The organism is Enorma burkinafasonensis, from assembly GCF_902150035.1.
In the GTDB taxonomy this organism is placed as follows: Bacteria; Actinomycetota; Coriobacteriia; order Coriobacteriales; family Coriobacteriaceae; genus Enorma; species Enorma burkinafasonensis.
In genome coordinates this window covers 225,925-240,608 of sequence record NZ_LR597501.1, presented here as the reverse complement: position 1 = coordinate 240,608, position 14,684 = coordinate 225,925, and the positions used below count along the sequence as shown (strand labels likewise).

The window sequence follows — 14,684 nt, the reverse complement described above, 5'->3', positions numbered from 1 at the left end:
GCCATGAGGGTTGTGTTCATGGGTACACCCGCCTTCGCCGTGCCCTCGCTCACGGCGCTCGCCGAGGCGTTCGAGGTCGCGCTCGTCGTGACGCGCCCCGATGCCGTGCGCTCGCGCGGGAAGAAGCTCGAGCCCTCGCCGGTCAAGGTGCGCGCGCTCGAGCTCGGCCTCCCCGTGCTCGAGACCTCCCGCATGACCGAGGAGGCGCTCGGTGCCCTGCGCGCCGCCGAGGCCGACGTGTTCTGCGTCGCCGCCTATGGCTGCATCCTTCCCGACGAGGTGCTCACCATGGCGCCTGCGGGCTGCGTGAACGTGCACGCGAGCCTGCTGCCCCGCTGGCGCGGCGCGGCGCCCATCCAACGCTCGATCCTCGCCGGCGACGAGCGGACCGGCGTGTCGATCATGCGTATCGGCAAGGGCGTCGACACGGGCGCCTTCTGCGCGCAGGCGTCCTGCACGGTCGCCGGCAAGACGGCCGACGAGCTCACCTCCGAGCTCGCCGCGCTTGGGGGCGAGCTGCTCGTCGAGATGCTGCCCGCCATCGTCGACGGGACGGCTTCCTGGCAGGAGCAGGACGAGGCGCTCGTCACCCATGCCGCCAAGATCTCGAAGGCGGAGCTCAGGCTCGATCCCGCCGACACGGCGACGGCGAACGCGCGCCGCGTGCTGGCATCCTCCGATGCGGCGCCCGCCCGCTGCATGCTCGCCGGCAAGCCGGTGCGCATCACGGCCGCGGTGCCCGTCGCGGCGGCTGGCGAGGTCCCCGTGCCCGCTCCCGGCACCTTCGAGATCGACCGCAAGCGGCTCGTGCTCGGCGCCGCCGACGGCGCGCTCGAGGTCACCGCCCTCAAGCCCGATGGGAAGCGCGAGATGGACGCCGCATCCTGGGCCGCCGGCCAGCGCGACCGCAGCGGCACCTGGGGGCCCCTCGCATGACGGAGCTCTCGCCGGCGCGCCGCGTGGCGCTCGACCTCCTGCTCGAGCTCGAGGAGACGGGTGCCTACGCCCGCGACGCGCTCGACGCCTCGCCCGCGGTGCGCGCGCTCGACCGGAGGGACGCCGGCCTTGCCATGCGGCTCGTGCTGGGGGTCGTCGCCTCCTTCGGCTGCCTCGACGAGCTGATCGACACGTATGCCGCCCGGCCCGACCGCATGGATGGGCGCGTGCGCGAGGCGCTCCGCATCGCGGCTTTCGAGCTCGTCTATCTTAAGCGGGAGCCCCGCGCCGCGGTGAGCCAGGGCGTCGAGCTCGTCAGGACGCAGACAAGGGGCGCCGCGGGGTTCGCCAACGCGGTGCTCCGCCGTATCGCCGAGGATCGCTATGCGTATCTCGATGCCGTCGATGTCGCGAGCCCGTCGCGGCGCCGCGTCGTCGCGCTCGCCCGGGCCGGCGGCCTGCCGGTATGGCTTGCCGCCCGGATCGCGGACTCCATTGGCTTCGATGCCACCTGTGAGCTGGCCGCGTCGCAATTCGACCCGGCTCCCGTCGCCGTCCACCTGAACCCCCTCGACGACGATGCCGCAGCCGAGCTCATGGGCCTCGGGGACGCCGCCAAGGGCGTCCCGGCGGCACCGGCTCCCGCCTCGCCGCTCGCCGGCGCGCTGGTGCGCGTCGCGGGCGCCGACGTCGTCCACAGCGCGGCGCTCAGGCGGTCGGGGCTCGCGGTCTGCGACCTCAACGCGCAGCTCATCGCCACGGCCGCGCTCGCGCCGGGCAGCTGCCTCGAGGTCGGCGCGGGCCGGGGTACCAAGACCTTCGTCATGGCCGCGCAGGCGGCGCGCCTGGGTGTCGAGCGCGCCGCGGTGGCGCTCGAGCTGTCGCGCAAGAAGACGCGGCTCAACGTTCGCCGCCTCAAGCGGGCCGGGCTCGATGGCGGCGTGAGCTGCATCACCGGGGACGGCTGCGACCTCGACCGCGCCCTCGAGCGGATCGATAGGGGGATGGGGGAGCGCGCGCTCTTCTCGAGCGTGCTCGTCGACGCGCCGTGCTCGGGGACGGGGACCATGCGCCGCCACCCGGAGATCCCGTGGCGCCTCGTGCCGGAGGACCTGGAGATGGGCGCCCGCGATAGCCTGCCGGGCCTCCAGCTCGCCCTGCTCGCGTCCGCGGCCGCCCGCGTCGCGTCGGGAGGCCAGCTCCTCTACGCGACCTGCTCCGTGCTCGAGGAGGAGGACGAGGGTGTGGTGGACGCCTTTCTTAAGAGCGATGCCGGCCGCGGGTTCGAGATCGCCGCGTTCTCCGAAGTGGAGATCTTCGGACACGAGGGTCTCGCCGATGCCGCCACCTATGCGCGGGCCCATGGGACCGCGCGCGGGCTCTTCAGGTCATGCCCCGCTCCCGGAGAATTCGACGGGCACTTCTGCGCCCGACTCGTCCGCAGGGCCTAAGCGCGCCGCACGGTGAGCACGGGCATCGCGCGATCGTCCGCTAGTCGTTCTTGTGGGGACAGTTCTCGCAGGAATGGGTCGAGGTGCCGGCCGCATCCGCCTTGGCGCCGTCGCCTGTGCCCGACGTGGCAGCGGTCGAGGAGCCCCCGCCGCGCTGGTCGGTGTTGTAGAAGCCGCTCCCCACGAACTTGATGCCGCTCGCGCTGAAGACCTTCTCGGCGGGCGCGCCGCAGGTGGGGCAGCTCACCTCGGGGCGTTCCGTCATCGCGTGCTCGACCTCGAATACCGCGCCGCACGAGGTGCAGCGGTAGTCATAACGTGCCATGCTCAAAGCTCCTTATGAATCCCGAAATGTCCAGGGGATACTGTACCCGAAATCGCCCCGCGCGCAAACGCGGGGCGATAGATTCCATCTGGGTCGGATGCGGCGCGGCCGCTACCGGGCGAAGCGGCCCGTCTCGACCATGAGGTCGGCGATGCGCCGCTCGCAGTCGGCGACGTCATCCTCGTGCGCCTGCCAGCGCCAGTTGCCGTCGGCCACGCCGGGCACGTTCATGCGGGCCCCGTCGCCGAGGCCGAGGAGGTCCTGCAGCGGGATCATGACGACGCCGGCGTCGCTCGCGAGCGCCTCCCTCACCAGCTCGGCGGCGAGCTCGCGCCCGCCGAGCAGCGTGCCCATGCTCTGGAAGGAGCGCGTGCAGAAGCCCACGAGCGTCGAGGTGTCGTGCGTCGAGGTGTAGAAGACCTTGCCGGGGTGCGGGTGCAGGCCCTGGCGCACGTCGTAGTCGGAGAACTCGAGCACGTCCATGCCGGCGAACCCGCAGCTCGCCATCAGCGAGCGCACGCCGGGCGTGAGGATGCCCAGGTCCTCGGCGATGAAGGGGAGCGGCCCGAGCTCGCGCGCGGCGAGCTCGAAGAGCTCACGGCCGGGTCCGGGGAGCCAGCGGCCGGCGTTGCCCTTCTGGCCCGCGGGGATGCTGAAGTAGTTGTGGAATCCGAGGAAGTGGTCCAGGCGCACGCGGTCATAGAGGCTGCAGGCGCGCCTCAAGCGCGCGAGCCACCAGCGGTAGCCGTCCGCCTTCATGGCGTCCCAGCGGTAGGTGGGGTTGCCCCAGATCTGGCCCTCGGGGGCGAAGCCGTCGGGCGGCGCGCCGGCGATCTGGGTCGGGCGCCCGTCGCGGTCGAGCGAGAAGAGCTCGGGCGCCGCCCACACGTCGGCGGAGTCGTCAGCGACGTACATGGGGATGTCGCCGACGATCTGGATGCCGCGCGCGTGCGCGTACGCCCGGGTGTCGCGCCAGGCGCGCTCGAAGCGGTACTGCAGGTAGGCCTGGATCTTCGCCTCGCGGGCGAAGCGGGCGTCGGTGAGAAACGCCGGGTCGTACGTCTGGAGCTCCGCCGGCCACTCGCTGCGCGGGGTCTCGAGCAGCGCGCGCTTGATGGCCATGAACGCGCTGTAGGGCTCGAGCCAGCTCGCGTTGGCGCGGCAGAAGGCGGTGAACTCGCGGTCGACGGCGCCGTCGCCGGCGGCCTGCCAGGCGGCGAAGTCGCGCCTGAGCTCGTCCTCGGTCTCCTCCATGAGCGCGATGTTGCCCGCGAAGGCCGACGGCCCCGAGTAGGGCGAGCGGAACATGTCGGTGGGGTTCACGGGCAGGATCTGCCAGTAGCGCATGCCCATGGCGGCGAGATGGTCGATGAAGCGGCGCGCGGGCTCGCCGAGCGTGCCGGGTCTGCCGGTGCCCGTGGGCAGCGAGGTGATATGGCAGAGGACGCCCGCACCGTCCTCGAGCGGCTTCTGCAGGCGCTGGACGGGGTGGAAGTACACGACCGACGAGCCGAACGGCCAGAGCGTGACCTCGACGGAGCCGTCCTCGACCGTGAGCTCGGCGCCCGAGACCACATCGGTCGCGGCCTCTGCCGGAGCGGGGATGCGGACGGTATGCGTCGCGTCGAGGCTGCGGTTCACGAGCACGCAGGCGACCTCGCCGTCCTCGCCGCGCCGGGTGTAGGCGAGCACGTCGTCGCCGGCGCCCTCGGGGACGAAGGCCTCGATGGATCCCGTGACCATGCAGGGGAGCGCGCGCCGGATCGCCGCGGCGTTGCGGATGATGTCCTGCATGTCGCGGTCGTAGATGTCCTCCTCGAGCGGCATGGTGCGACGGTTGCCGGGGTCGGAGAGGCCCTCGAGGCAGTACTCGTCGCCATAGTAGATCGAGGGCACGCCCGGGAAGGTCATCTGCATGAGGGTGGCGAGCCAGAAGCGGCCCTTGGCGAGGCCCATGGCCTCGGGCGAGAGGCGCCAGCGGCCGCGCTCCTCCTCGGGGAGCTTGCTCTCGTCGGGCCCGCCGCCCAGCAGCGAGGCGATGCGCGGCCGGTCATGGCTGCCCAGGAGGTTGAGGCAGCAGGCGAGCGCCTCGGGCGGGTAGTTCTCGCGCAGCGTCTCGATGGCCTCGGCCGCGTCCGAGGCGGTCATCGTGCCCAGCAAGAAGCCCAGGACCATATCGCGGAACGGGTAGTTCATCGCCGAGTCGAGCTCGGACCCCAGCAGGTAGTGGCGCGGCTTGCCGTAGCTGATCTTGTTCGACGCGTCCTCCCAGACCTCACCCAGAAGCAGGCCGTCGGGCTTCTCGGACAGGAGCGTCGCCTTGATGTCCTCGATGAGCGATTCCTGCAGCTCGTCGGCCACATCGAGGCGCCATCCGCGCGCGCCGGCGCGCGTCCAGCGCCGGATCACGCCGCCCTCGCCGAGCAGCAGCTCGCGCACGAGCGGCGAGCTCTGGTTCAGGTCGGGCATGTTCTCGATGCCCCACCAGCAGCGGTAGGTGCCGTCCTCGTTGAAGCAGTAGGCGTCGTACCACTTCGACTCGGGGCCCTGCCAGGCGCCCGGCTCGGGGAAGTTGTAGTAGCGGTTGAAGTAGACGGAGTCGTCGCCGGTGTGGTTGAAGACGCCGTCCAGGATGATCGAGATGCCGCGGCGCTCGGCCTCACGGCAGAGCTCGCGGAAGTCCTCCTCGGTGCCGAGCATGGGGTCGATCTCGAGGTAATCGGCCGTGTCGTAGCGGTGGTTGCTCGCCGCCTTGAAGATGGGGTTGAGGTAGATCGCGGTGATGCCCATCTCGGCGAGGCGGTCGAGGTCGCCCGTGATACCCTTCAAGGACCCGCCGTACATGTCCCAGCTCGCGATGGAGCCGTCCGCGGCGCGCTCGTAGACCGGCGGCTCGTTCCAATCCTCGACGATGCGGCGGGGGATGCCGTTGTGCGGCTCGGCGAGCGCCCGCTCGCAGCGCTCGCGCCAGGCGTCGTCGCGGCGGTAGCGGTCGGGGAAGATCTGGTAGACCATGCCGCGCTCGTACCAGGCGGGGCGCGTCGCGCGGTGGCGGTACACGGTGATCTGGAAGGAGGGGACCTCGGCGTAGTCGTAGGTCGCGCCCACGCCTCCCGTGCGCCCGTGCGCGGCGCCGCAGTGGAGCTCGGTGTCGCCGCAGCGCACCGCGAAGCTGTACCACACGATGAGAGGGTCGTCGTAGCGGATCGTCGCCTCGAAGCGGCCGGCGCCCACGTGCTCCATGGGCACGAGCTCCTCGCCGCGCCCGTCGATCCAGATGCGCAGCGTCGCCGCGACCGATGCGGGGTCGGCGTCCTCGACCTCGAGGGCGAGCCGGATGGGCGTGCCCACGGTCACCGCGCCGAAGGGGGAGCGGAACCGCTCGAGGCGGCTGTTATGGGTAAGTCTCATGGTCGGTCCGATCTATCATCGCGCAGGGCACCATGCAGCAGGCCCTGCGGGCGGTATACCAGCAGAACAGTATACCGGAACCGCAGGCGCGCCGCCTATCGTCCTAGGGCATGCGGCGCGGCGCGCAGGCGAAGGGACCGGCCGGAGCGCGCCTGCTAGATGATGCCCTCGAGATAGGGGTCGGCGTACTCCTCGGGGGGATACATCTCGTAGGTCAGGCACAGCTCCTCGTCCGCAAGGACGATTTCTATGCTGTCGGCGTTAAGCGGCGCGAAGGTGGTGCGCATCTGGTAGTCCCAGGTGTTCGTTTGGGGCCCATATGAGCCATCGCCCAGCTGCACGAACCTGAAGGGGACCGATGTCCTGTCGATGCCGCTCCAGTCCGGGACGTCCGTGTTATAGAACATCTCCTGAGATGCCGCGAGCACCTGTCCCACCCGCTCGGGGTCGTGGATGTCGCCGCCGCGCTCGAAGTACACGTCCATGAGGTATGCGAACGCGCTGTGCACGTCTCTTCTGTAGCAGGAGTTGAGCGTGATGTTCGCTATCGCCGTGCCGTCGGAGTAGGCCTCGATGCTCGAGATCTCCCAGCTCATGCCCTCGAGCCGCCAGAGCACGTACTCGCGCGCCCCCACGCCGGCCTCATCGAGCCCGAACCCGAAGACCTCCTGGAATTCGCTGTCCGCGAGCGCGGCGAGCTCATCGACCGCCTCGCTGTCCTGCGCGAAGATTGGGTCGAGATAGGCGGCGACCTGGTTGGAGATATCCTCGACCTCGGCGTCCGAGAGCTCGACCGTCGCCGGCTCTGAGGTCCCGGTGGTTCCACCGGTCCCGTTCCCGTTCTCGATCGTGTCGGTCCCGCTCTCGGTGCTCTCGGCGCGCGAGGAGCTCTCCAGCGCCGCGTTGCCCACGATCGCGAAGGTGGTGCACCCCACGGTCGTGAACAGGATGAAGAGGATCGCGGCCAGCGCGAGGTCGATGATGCCGCATACCTTGCCGACCGTGGCAAGGGTGCTGGTGCCGCCCGCCTTGCGATGGGACGAGGCGAGCACGATGGCGATGATGCCGAGCGCGATGCCGATGATGAGGGTCGGGCTGCAGAACAGGCCGATCACGCCGCAGACGAGGGAGGCGAGCGCGACGTTGTCGTTGTGCGTCCGCTGCGCCTGGGGTTGGGCGGCCGCCTGGGGCGGGATCGGCGGCGGGACGGCGCCCGATGCCGCGGGGCCGGTGCCACCGCCGGGCGCCGACGAGGGGGAGGGGTCGCCTCCGGCCTGTCGGTCCGTGGCTGCGCTGCCGTCGGCTGCTGCCGCGGCGTCTGCGCCGAGGGATGCGGAGGCGCCGCAGGCGTTGCAGAACGCCGCGCCCTCGGGGAGCTCGCGGCCGCATTTGTTGCAGAACATGGTGGCTCCTTACGCTCGGGGTACTCGGGTACGCAGAACCGGGCGGGCGCCGTCTCGGCGCTCGCCCGGTCATGTTATGGCGCGTTCGCGGCGTGCCGCCATCTTTCGCGCCCGGGGTGGACGGCAGCGCCTCCTGGCTTACGAGGAGCGCTTGCGCGTGGTCTTGCGGGCGGCCGAGACGGTGCGCGCCTTGGGCGCGGGCTTCTCCGCCGGCTCCTCGGCGGCAGCTGCCGCCTTGGGTGCCGGGGTGGCCTTCTTCGCGGGAGCGGCCTTCGCGGCGGTGGCCCGCTTGGTCGCGGTCTTCTTCGCGGTCGTCGCCTTGGGTGTCTCGGCTGCCGCGGTCTCGATCGCGGTGGCGGCCTCCTTGGCCGTCGCCTTCTTCGCGGAAGCCGTCTTGGTCGCCGGCTTTTCCGGGGCGGCCTTGGCGGCGGTGCTCTTCGCGGCGGGCTTCTTCGCAGCGGTCGCGGTCGTGGCCTTCTCGGCGGCCGCAGTCTTGCGCGCCGTCGTGCGCGCGGCCTTCTTGGGGGCGTTCCCCTCGGCCTTCGCGGGCTCGGCCTTCTTCGCGGCGGTCTTGCGCGCGGGCGCCTTCTTGGCGGCGGGCTTCTTGGCGGGGGCGGGCGCCGTCTTCGCATCTGCCGCGGACTCGGCCGCGGCTGCGGGCTTCGCCTCGGGCGCGGCAGCCGGCTTCACCTCGGGCTCGGGCGCCGCAGCCGGCTTCACTTCGGGCTCGGGAGCCGCGGCGGGCTCGGGCTCGGCGGCAGGTGCGGGCTCGGCGGCCGGCGCGGGCACGACGAAGGCGCACTCGGGATGCAGACCGCGGTAGAGGTCCAGGTAGGCGGCAGCCGAGCGGGTCCAGCTGAAGTCGGTCTCCATGGCCTGCTTGACGACCTGGTTCCACGCGGCGCGGTCGTCCCAGAACAGGCGCGCCCCGCGGAAGACGGCGTCGCCCATCTCGTCGCCGTTGAAGTTGGCGAACGAGAAGCCGGTGCCCTCGCCGGTGAAGTGGTTGTAGGGCATGACGGTGTCGCGCAGGCCGCCGGTCTCGCGCACCACGGGCAGGGTGCCGTAGCGCATGGCGATGATCTGGGAGAGGCCGCACGGCTCGAAGAGCGACGGCATGAGGAACAGGTCGGCGCCGGCGTACATGCGGTGGGAGAGGGCGGAGTCGAACGTGATGCGGGCCGCCATGGTGCCGGGGTACTTGTCGGCGAAGTAGCGCATGGGCTCCTCGTAGTCGCCGGTACCGAGCACCGCCACCTGCACGCCGCCCGAGAGGATGCGGTCGAGCGCGTAGGTCACGAGGTCCATGCCCTTCTGGCGCGTGAGGCGCGTGACCATGACCATGAGCGGGCGGTCGTCGCGCACCTCGAGGCCGAGCTCCTCCTGGAGGGCGGCCTTGCAGGCGGCCTTGCCCGCCATGTCGCCGACCTTGTAGTTCCCAGCGATGGCGGTGTCGGTCGCCGGGTTCCAGGCGTCCGTGTCGATGCCGTTCAGGATGCCCGAGAGCACACTCGAGCGCTCGCGCAGGATGCCGTCGAGCCCCTCGCCGTACTCGGGCGTCTGGATCTCCCAGGCGTAGCTCGGGCTCACGGTCGTGATGGCGTCCGTGTACTTGAGGGCGCCCTGCATGTAGTTGATGGAGCGGTCGTCGCAGCGCAGCTGGCCCGCGGCGGCGGGGATGTGCGCGAGGCCCAGGATGTCGTTCAGGATGGTGTCTGAGTACTGGCCCTGGAAGGCGATGTTGTGGATGGTGAAGACCGTCTTCACGCGCTCGTAGAGGGGCAGGCCCTGGTAGAACTCGCGCAGGAACACGGGCGCGAGCGCGGTGTGCCAGTCGTTGCAGTGCAGGACGTCGCACTCGAAGCCCTCGGGGAGGTACTGGAGGCTCTCGCACACGGCCTTCGAGAAGAACGCGAAGCGCTCGCCGTCGTCGAAGAAGCCGTAGGGGTAGTCGCGCAGGAAGTAGTGCTCGTTGTCGACGAACAGGTAGGTGACGCCGTTGCCCATGTCCAGGCGCTCCAGCCCGCAGTACTCGTTGCGCCAGCCGAGGCTCACGTAGAAGTCACGGAAGTGCTCCATGCGCTCGGTGTAGCGCGCAGGGATCGAGCCGTACTTGGGCACCATCACGATCACGTCGGCCCCGGCGGCGACGAGCGCCTGGGGCAGGGAGCCGGCGACATCGCCCAGGCCGCCGGTCTTGACGAACGGCGCGCACTCGGCGGAGGCGATCACCACCTGCAGTTTCTTATCGGACATATGAATCCCCCGATTCCTTCGGATTCCAAAACCGCCGCCACGCGCGGGGCGGGGCGGCGGTTCTATGGTAACGCTTTCGCTGCTCGCGCTCTACGCGGGCATCTGGTTCTTGCCGACGACCAGGATCGCGTCGGGCGTGCCGCGCAGCTCGGTGTTGGCCGGGATCACGTTGCCCTTGTCGATGATGGCGTTCTCGACGCGCGCGCCGCTCTTGACGACGCAGGACTGCATGATGATGCTGTTCGTGACGCTGGCGCCGCTCTCGACGATGACGCCGCGGGCGAGGATGGAGCCGCGCACCGTGCCCTCGATCTCGCAGCCGGCGGAGATGAGGGAGTTGGTGGCGTTGCTGCCGGCGGAGTACTTCGCCGGGGGCGCGTCGTGCGCCTTGGTCATGATCGGGCGGTCCTTGCGGAAGAGCTGGTCGGCGAAGAGCGGGTCGCGCAGCTCCATGCTGCGGTCGTAGTACGTCTTCTCGTTGAAGATGCCGATCGCATAGCCCTTGAACTCATAGCTGCACACGTCGATGAGGCCGAAGTCGCCGGCGATGGCCTCGAAGATATCGAGGTAGTCGGCGCTCTCGTAGCGCTCGATGATCTGCAGCAGGAGGTCGCGGTTCACGACGAAGCAGTCGATGAACTTGTTGTCGCCGTACTCGCAGCCGGGCTCGACCTTCTGGACGCGGCCGCGGTCGCCGATGATGAGGCGCGAGCAGTCCTTGTGCGCGCGCTCGGCATGCACGTAGACCATGGTGAGGCCGGCGCCGCTGCGCTCGTGCGCATCGATGATCTCGTCGAGCTCGAGGTTGAAGATGATGTTCGACGCCATCATGACCACGTAGGGCTTGTCGGAGCGCTGGAAGAGCTCCTTGTTGGAGATGATGTCGCGCAAAAGGAAGCGCATACCCTGCTTGGTGGTGCCGTAGGGGTTGCCCGGCACGGGGAACAGGCCGCCCTTCTTGCGGTCGAGCATCCAGTCCTTGCCGTGGCCCACGTGGTCGAGGATCGATCTCCAGTTGCCCGGCAGCACGAGCCCCACGGTCCTGATCCCGGCGTTCGCCATGTTGGAGAGCGGGAAGTCGATGAGGCGGTAGCGGCCCATGAACGGCACGGAGGCGATGGAGCGGTTCTCGACGAGGATGCTCTTCTCCGAGCTCGAGTAGTTAGCGGTGATATAGCCGATGGCCTTCTGGTTGATCATCGGTTCATTCCCCCTTCCCGATGACGACGTCGTTTCCGACGACGGCCGTGTCCTTCGTGGTGTCGACGGAGCCGAGCTTGACGCCCTCTTCCACGACGGCGTTCTCGCCCAGGATGGCGCGGCTCACGTAGGCGCCGCTCTTCACGACGGCACCCGGCAGCAGCACGGAGTCCTCCACCACGGCGCGCTCGCCCACGACGGCGTCCGTCGAGATGATCGAGTGGCGCACGGTGCCGAGGATGCGGCAGCCGTTGGAGATGAGGCAGTCGTCGACGCGGCCCTCGGGCCCGATGTAGTGAGGCGGGCGCGTGAGGTCGTTCGACATCACGGGCACGGCATTGTCGAAGAGGTCGAACGCGGGGTTCGAGCCGAGCAGGTCCATCGAGGTCTCGTGGTAGCTCGCGATGGTGCCCACGTCGCGCCAGAAGCCGTGGAACTCGTGGACGAACAGGCGCTTGCCCTCGGCGAGGGCGTTGGGGATGATGTCGCCGCCGAAGTCATGGCTCGAGCGCTGGTCGATAGCGTCCTCCTCGAGCGCCTTGATGAGGAAGTCGGCGGTGAAGATGTAGATGCCCATCGAGGCGAGGTTGCTCTCGGGCTTCTCGGGCTTCTCGTCGAAGCGGGTGATGCGGCCCTCGTCGTCGGCGGTGAGGATGCCGAAGCGGCTCGCCTCCTCCCAGGGCACGGGCATGACGGCGATGGTGAGGTCCGCGTTGTTCTCGATATGTGAGTCGAGCATGGCGCGGTAGTCCATGCGGTAGAGGGCGTCGCCGGAGAGGATGAGCACGTACTCGGGGTCATGCGACTTGATGTAGTCGAGGTTCTGGGTCACGGCGTCCGCGGTGCCCGCGTACCATGCGCCGCCCTCCTGGGTGGCGTACGGCGGCAGGATCGACACGCCCGCGCCCTTCTCGTCCAGATCCCATGCGCTGCCCGATCCCAGGTAGGCATGCAGCTGGTAGGGACGGTACTGCGTCAGCACGCCCACCGTGTCGATGCCGGAGTTCGCGCAGTTCGACAGCGTGAAGTCGATGATGCGGTACTTTCCGCCGAACGAGACCGCGGGCTTCGCGATCTTAGAGGTGAGCGCTCCCAACCTGCTGCCCTGTCCTCCTGCGAGGAGCATTGCGATGCATTCCTTTTTGCTCATCGATGTTCTCCTTCAGATACCCGTGCCAATATCCTTCCTAGCGGTGCCCGGCGCATGGCCCGCGCCGGGCCCGAGATTCACCTTGTCACGTCCCCCTAGTGCGGCATCACGCTCCCCAGATGTCGTCGCGGTACTCGCGGATGGTGCGGTCGCTGGAGAACCAGCCCGAACTCGCCGTGTTGTGCAGCGCGCGACGGTTCCAGTCCGTGCGGTCGGAGTAGCTCGCGGTGAGCTCCTCCCAGGCAGTGACGTAGGACATGAAGTCCTTCATGACGAAGTCATGGTCGTTACTGCTCATAAGCTCATTATGGATGCTGCCGAAGTCGCCGGAGAGGCGGGCGAACGTATTATCGGTGAGTTCGTCGATAACGCGGCCTAAACGGTCGCGGTCGGCGTTGTACATGTCCCACGCGAAGTGCATACCGCTCGCGCGGAGCTCGTCGACCTCGGGTGCGGTGAGGCCGAAGATCTTCTCGTTCTCCTCGCCGGCGAGCTTCACGATCTCGATGTTGGCACCGTCCATGGTGCCGAGCGTGAGCGCGCCGTTCATCATGAGCTTCATGTTCGAGGTGCCCGAGGCCTCCATGCCGGCCGTGGAGATCTGCTCGGAGATCTCGGCGGCGGGGTAGATGAGCTGGGCGTTCGAGACGCGGAAGTTGGGGATGAAGCAGACCTTCATGACCTCGTTGACGCGCGGGTCGTTGTTCACGACGTCGGCGACCGAGTTGATGAGGCGGATGGTCTCCTTGGCGAAGGTGTAGCTCGAGGCGGCCTTGCCGGAGAAGATGAACGTCGTGGGCGCGACGCGGAAGTTGGGGTCCGCGAGGCGGCGGTTGTAGATGTCCATCACCTTGAAGATGTTCAGGAGTTGGCGCTTGTAGGCGTGGAAGCGCTTGACCTGGACGTCGAAGATCGTGTCGGGGTCGATGACAAGTCCGCACTCGCGCTTGACGTAGCGGGCGAGCCGCAGCTTGTTGTCGCGCTTGGCCTCGCCCACGCGCTCGAGGAAGGCGGGGTCGCCCTCTAAGCGCTCGAGCTTGGCGAGCTCGTCGGCATCATCGAGCCAGCCCTCGCCGATGGCCTCGGTGATGAGCCTGGCGTAGCTGGGGTTCGCCTCGGCGAGGAAGCGGCGGTGCGAGATGCCGTTCGTCTTGTTGTTGAACTTCTCGGGCGTGAGCGCGTAGAAGTCCTTGAGCGTCTGCTCTTTCAGGATCTCGGTGTGGAGCTTGGCGACGCCGTTCACGGAATGGCTGCAGATCACGGAGAGGTTTGCCATGCGCACCTCGCCGTCCCAGAGGATGGCCGTCTGGCGCAGGCGCTCCTGCCAGCCCTCGGAGCCGCGGTCGAACGCGCTGTTGTAGCGGCGGCTGATCTCGTCGATGATCTGGTAGAGGCGCGGCAGCAGCTTGGAGAAGGTCGAGATGGGCCACTTCTCGAGCGCCTCGGGCAGGATCGTGTGGTTGGTGTAGGAGATGGTGCGGGTCACGATGTCCCACGCCTCGTCCCACTCGAGCCTCTCCTCGTCGATGAGGACGCGCATGAGCTCGGGGCCGCACATGGCCGGGTGGGTGTCGTTGGTGTGGATCGCGACGTAGTCCGGCAGGCGCTTCCAGTCGTTGCCGTGCTCGGCGCGGAAGGTGTCGAGCACGCTGGAGAGGCCGGCCGAGACGAAGAGGTACTCCTGCTTGAGGCGCAGGAGCCTGCCGTGCTCGCCCGCGTCGTTGGGGTAGAGGATGGCGCTGATGGCCTCGGCCTCGGCGCGGTGCGCGTCGGCGAGCGCGTAGTCGCCGCGGTTGAAGGCCTCGAGGTCGAACTGCTCCTCGACGGGCTCGGCGCTCCAGACGCGGAGCTTGTTGACGGTCTCGCCGCCGTAGCCCACGATGGGGATGTCGTAGGGGACCGCGAGGACGTCCTGCGTGTCGACCGTGCGGTAGAACGTGCGGCCGTCCTGCTCGTAGCCCTCGACGCGGCCGCCGAAGCCGATGCGCACGGCCTTGTCGGGGCGGCGGACCTCCCAGGGGTAGCCGTGGGAGAGCCACTCGTCGGTGGTTTCGTGCTGGGCGCCGTCGACGATCTCCTGCTTGAAGAGGCCGTAGCGGTAGCGCATGCCGTTGCCGTAGCCGGCGATGCCCTCATGCGCCATGGAGTCGAGGAAGCACGCGGCGAGGCGGCCCAGGCCGCCGTTGCCGAGCGCGGGGTCGGGCTCGAGCTCGCACAGGGCGTCGAGGTCCGCGCCCATCTCGGCGAGACCGTCCTTCACGATGTCGCGGACGCCCAGGTTGAGTAGGTAGTTGTCGAGCAGGCGGCCGATCAGGAACTCGATGGAGAAGTAGTAGACGCGCTTCTGCCCGCGCTCGGTCACGCGCTCCTCGGTCTCGGTCTGGATGGCGCGCGACTTGCTCGCGATGAGCTTGGCGAGCGCCTGGAAGCGGTCGAGGTCACTCGTCATCTCGAACGGCTTGCCCGAGATGGAGGTGACCGACGACCGGTACAGCTCGATGAACTCGTCCTTGTTGTCGAAGATCCTATTCATTGGTGCCTTTCAGTTCGGG

General features: G+C 68.9%; 9 protein-coding genes. 2 read left to right on the top strand and 7 right to left on the bottom strand.

The features are described 5' to 3' along the window. Positions 1–3 precede the first annotated feature (3 nt). Both fmt and FS885_RS01080 read left to right on the top strand, forming a co-directional pair. Positions 4–936 (top strand): methionyl-tRNA formyltransferase, encoded by a 933-nt coding sequence (fmt, locus tag FS885_RS01085; protein ID WP_144743135.1) that lies wholly within the window; start codon positions 4–6, stop codon positions 934–936. Continuing rightward, entirely contained in the window at positions 933–2,387 is a 1,455-nt protein-coding gene (locus tag FS885_RS01080) for a transcription antitermination factor NusB (protein ID WP_144743133.1), read from the top strand. The genes fmt and FS885_RS01080 overlap by 4 nt, the downstream gene beginning before the upstream one ends. A gap of 40 nt (positions 2,388–2,427) precedes the next feature. Here FS885_RS01080 and FS885_RS01075 read toward each other — a convergent pair whose 3' ends face one another. From FS885_RS01075 to FS885_RS01045, 7 genes are all read right to left on the bottom strand, one after another. After that, the gene (locus FS885_RS01075) at positions 2,428–2,712 is read right to left on the bottom strand and encodes an FmdB family zinc ribbon protein (RefSeq protein ID WP_144743132.1); all 285 of its coding nucleotides are present in this window, start codon (positions 2,710–2,712) and stop codon (positions 2,428–2,430) included. A 111-nt stretch (positions 2,713–2,823) separates the two neighbouring features. After that, positions 2,824–6,123 (bottom strand): 4-alpha-glucanotransferase, encoded by a 3,300-nt coding sequence (locus FS885_RS01070; protein ID WP_144743130.1) that lies wholly within the window; start codon positions 6,121–6,123, stop codon positions 2,824–2,826. Between the two features lie 155 nt (positions 6,124–6,278). After that, positions 6,279–7,526 carry a zinc ribbon domain-containing protein gene (locus tag FS885_RS01065; RefSeq protein ID WP_144743128.1) on the bottom strand — a complete coding sequence of 416 codons (1,248 nt, stop codon included), beginning with the start codon at positions 7,524–7,526 and terminating at the stop codon, positions 6,279–6,281. Positions 7,527–7,664: 138 nt separating this feature from the next. After that, positions 7,665–9,782 (bottom strand): glycogen synthase GlgA, encoded by a 2,118-nt coding sequence (gene glgA / locus FS885_RS01060; protein ID WP_144743125.1) that lies wholly within the window; start codon positions 9,780–9,782, stop codon positions 7,665–7,667. A gap of 90 nt (positions 9,783–9,872) precedes the next feature. Beyond that, positions 9,873–10,982 carry a glucose-1-phosphate adenylyltransferase subunit GlgD gene (glgD, locus tag FS885_RS01055; protein WP_144743123.1) on the bottom strand — a complete coding sequence of 370 codons (1,110 nt, stop codon included), beginning with the start codon at positions 10,980–10,982 and terminating at the stop codon, positions 9,873–9,875. Positions 10,983–10,986: 4 nt separating this feature from the next. Continuing rightward, positions 10,987–12,132: a glucose-1-phosphate adenylyltransferase gene (locus FS885_RS01050; RefSeq protein ID WP_144743121.1), complete on the bottom strand. Its 1,146-nt coding sequence runs from the start codon at positions 12,130–12,132 to the stop codon at positions 10,987–10,989. Between the two features lie 106 nt (positions 12,133–12,238). Next, complete coding sequence (locus FS885_RS01045; protein WP_144743119.1) at positions 12,239–14,665, bottom strand: glycogen/starch/alpha-glucan phosphorylase; 2,427 nt, start codon at positions 14,663–14,665, stop codon at positions 12,239–12,241. Positions 14,666–14,684: the final 19 nt, after the last annotated feature.

Excerpts from the sequence above, each read along its gene's own strand:
- fmt (WP_144743135.1), top strand. The coding sequence starts at position 4 with ATGAGGGTTGTGTTCATGGGTACACCCGCCTTCGCCGTGCCCTCGCTC.
- FS885_RS01080 (WP_144743133.1), top strand. The coding sequence starts at position 933 with ATGACGGAGCTCTCGCCGGCGCGCCGCGTGGCGCTCGACCTCCTGCTC.
- FS885_RS01075 (WP_144743132.1), bottom strand. The coding sequence starts at position 2,712 with ATGGCACGTTATGACTACCGCTGCACCTCGTGCGGCGCGGTATTCGAG.
- FS885_RS01070 (WP_144743130.1), bottom strand. The coding sequence starts at position 6,123 with ATGAGACTTACCCATAACAGCCGCCTCGAGCGGTTCCGCTCCCCCTTC.
- FS885_RS01065 (WP_144743128.1), bottom strand. The coding sequence starts at position 7,526 with ATGTTCTGCAACAAATGCGGCCGCGAGCTCCCCGAGGGCGCGGCGTTC.
- glgA (WP_144743125.1), bottom strand. The coding sequence starts at position 9,782 with ATGTCCGATAAGAAACTGCAGGTGGTGATCGCCTCCGCCGAGTGCGCG.
- glgD (WP_144743123.1), bottom strand. The coding sequence starts at position 10,982 with ATGATCAACCAGAAGGCCATCGGCTATATCACCGCTAACTACTCGAGC.
- FS885_RS01050 (WP_144743121.1), bottom strand. The coding sequence starts at position 12,132 with ATGAGCAAAAAGGAATGCATCGCAATGCTCCTCGCAGGAGGACAGGGC.
- FS885_RS01045 (WP_144743119.1), bottom strand. The coding sequence starts at position 14,665 with ATGAATAGGATCTTCGACAACAAGGACGAGTTCATCGAGCTGTACCGG.